General features: G+C 70.5%; 3 protein-coding genes. All 3 read left to right on the top strand.

Going from position 1 to position 2,889, the window contains the following annotated elements; genetic code table 11:
- Positions 1–166 precede the first annotated feature (166 nt).
- Complete coding sequence (locus E0E18_RS13760) at positions 167–1,381, top strand: NAD(P)/FAD-dependent oxidoreductase (RefSeq protein ID WP_130841919.1); 1,215 nt, start codon at positions 167–169, stop codon at positions 1,379–1,381.
- 114 nt (positions 1,382–1,495) lie between these two features.
- Positions 1,496–2,578, top strand: coding sequence for a zinc-binding alcohol dehydrogenase family protein (locus E0E18_RS13755; protein ID WP_130841921.1), 1,083 nt, complete (start codon positions 1,496–1,498; stop codon positions 2,576–2,578).
- Positions 2,568–2,889: CHY zinc finger protein (locus tag E0E18_RS13750; protein WP_130841917.1), on the top strand; the 322-nt coding region annotated here is incomplete at its 3' end. The genes E0E18_RS13755 and E0E18_RS13750, both read left to right, overlap by 11 nt.

Genomic DNA, 2,889 nt, shown 5'->3' with positions numbered 1-2,889 from the left:
CGGTCTGTCCCTGCCTGACCACGGCCCTGTCCCCTGCACTGTAGCCCCTGCACTGCCGGCCCCGCCCGCCGGCGTCTACGGGGGCGGGGCCGGCAGTGCAGGGGCTACAGTGCAGGGGACAGGGCCGTGGTCAGGCAGGGACAGACCGTGAGTGAGGTGGAGGACAATGCAGGACTCGGGAACGGAACTCCGGGACATCTGTGTCGTCGGCGCAGGTGTCCTCGGACTCTGCGCGGCACGGGAACTGGCGGTACGCGGACACCAGGTGACCCTCCTCGACGCCGAGGCCCCGTTCGCCGGGGCCAGTCACCGGTCCTTCGCCTGGATCAACGCCAACAACAAGCCCCCGCACGCCTACCACCGCCTCAACGTGGAGGGCATGGCCGAGCACGACCGCCTGCAGAAGGAGCTCCACGGAACCTGGTTCCACCGTTCCGGGGCGGTCCTCGCAGCTACGGAAGGCAGCCCCGGCCAGCGCGCCGACCTGCTCGGAAACCGTCTGGACCGGTTGCGCCGGGAACAGTACCCGGTGGAACCGGTGACCCTCGCCGACCTTGAGGACCTGGAGCCGGTCGTGCGCTGGCGCGATTTTCTACCCGAAGGCACCACCGCCCTCTACTTCCCCGGCGAAGGCTACCTGGACGCCGACCTCTTCGCCGCAGGGCTGCTCAATGACCTGGCCTCGCACGGGGTGACCGTCCAGCAGGGACGGGTCACCCACATTGATTCCACCCGGGACAACGCCAGGGTCATCCTCGACGACGGTACCGCACTGACCCCGGACGCGGTCGTGGTGGCGGCAGGTGCAGCTTCCCGGGGGTTCGGCCTGCCCGTCGCCGACCTCTCCGTCCCGGGAGAGAGGACCCACAGCTTCCTCGGCCTGACGGTGCCCACCGACGTTCCTCTGGGACGGGTGGTCATCAGCGACCGTGTCAATGTCCGCCCCCGGCATGACGGCCGGTTGTGGGTCCAGCTTCCCCCGGTGGAACACCGTGTCGCCGAGGCGTCGGACCCTGCCGCACTGCCGGCACTGCTCGACGAGATCCGTCACCTCATGGAGATCGAACTCGCCACGGTCTTCGGTACAGCCGTGCCGGTCGCCCGTGTGGAACTGTCGGCGCGCAGTCTGCCAGAGGACGGGCTTCCCCTGGTCGGGTTCACCGACCCCCACCGTCGCATCTACGCGCTTGTCACCCACTCGGGGATGACACTGTCCGCACTGCTGGGGCGCCTGGTCGCCGAAGAGGTCGCCGGAGAGCCCGGGGGCCGGGGTGCACAAGGGGACCGTGAGACTGCCGGGGACCTGCTCGGACCCTTCCGTCCCGGCCGTCCGGGAGGTGCGGACCCGGCACCGGCCACCCCCTTCATTGGGCGGCAGTAGACCGCCGGGTGCCCCCGGGGCGTGACGGACGCACTACGGGACACCACAATGGGACACATGGACACCACACCAGTCACCACCCCGGCGCCCGGGGCGTCCCCGGTACCACGCACGATGCGGGCCTGGCAGGTCACAACCCCGGGCCCCGTCGACGGCCCCGACGCACCCCTGGAACTCGTCGACAGGCCTGTACCGGATCCCGGCCCCGGTGAACTGCTCGTCCGGGTGCACACCTGCGGGGTGTGCCGGACCGACCTCCACGTCACCGAAGGCGACCTGGACGTCCACCGCCCGCACGTCACCCCGGGCCACGAGATCGTCGGCGATGTCGTCGCACTGGGAGCCGGGGTGGACAGTTCGTGGGCGGGTGCGCGGGTCGGCGCCGCCTGGCTGAGGTCGACCTGCGGTACCTGCCGGTGGTGCACCTCCGGCCGGGAGAACCTCTGCCCGTACTCGACCTACACGGGGTGGGACGCCGACGGCGGCTACGCCGGATACATGACCGTGGACGCCAGATTCGCCTACCTGCTCCCCGCCACCGCCACCGCCACCGACGACGGTGGCGAGGGCAGGGCGGCCGGTGGTGGCCCGGGCAGGGCCGGTGACGTCGCCATGTCCCCGATGCTGTGCGCGGGAATCATCGGATACCACGCCCTGCAGCGCGCCGGGTTGCCCGCTTCCACACCGGAGCACCCGGCCCGCCTGGGCCTCTACGGTTTCGGAGGCTCGGCGCACTTGTGCGCCCAGGTGGCCCTGGCCCAGGGTGCGCGGGTCCACGTCCTGACCCGGGACGCTGACGCGCAGAACCTGGCACTGTCTCTGGGGTGCGCCTCGGCGTCCGGGGCGTACGACATGCCCCCGGAGCCGTTGGACGCCGCGATCCTCTTCGCACCTGTCGGAGACATCGTCCCGGTCGCCATGCGGGCACTCGACAGGGGAGGGGTGCTGTCCATCGCGGGGATCCACCTGTCAGACACCCCACCGCTGAACTACGAGAACGAACTGTTCTACGAGAAGGAGATCCGGTCGGTCACCTCGAACACCCGGGCCCAGGGACGAGAGTTCCTCGACCTCGTCGACCGGTACCATGTGCGCGCCACGACCCACGAGTACCCGATGAGCAGGGCCCTTGACGCCCTCCGTGACCTGAAGGCCGGGCGTTTCGACGGGGCGGCGGTGCTCGTCAATGACTTCTGAACCGTCAGGGGACGCCGCGACGCTGGTCGGGGGCGTCGGCTGCGCCCACTGGCATTCAGCGCGGGACGTCGTCGCGGTGCGGTTCCGCTGCTGCGGACACACCTACCCCTGCCTGCTCTGCCACGCGGAGGCAGAAGACCATCCGGTGACGCCGTGGCCCACCGCCACCGACGTGCAGCGCCGGGAGTCCGCGGTGCTCTGCCGCTCCTGCGGAACCTGGCTGACGGTGGGGGAGTACCTCGCCGTCTACGGGGTGGACCACGGCGTCACCGGATGGTCTTCTGCCTCCGCGTGGCAGAGCAGGCAGGGGT

Origin of the sequence: Corynebacterium neomassiliense, assembly GCF_900626215.1 — a bacterium.
In the GTDB taxonomy this organism is placed as follows: domain Bacteria; phylum Actinomycetota; class Actinomycetes; order Mycobacteriales; family Mycobacteriaceae; genus Corynebacterium; species Corynebacterium neomassiliense.
This window is presented reverse-complemented; position numbering and strand designations above follow the sequence as displayed.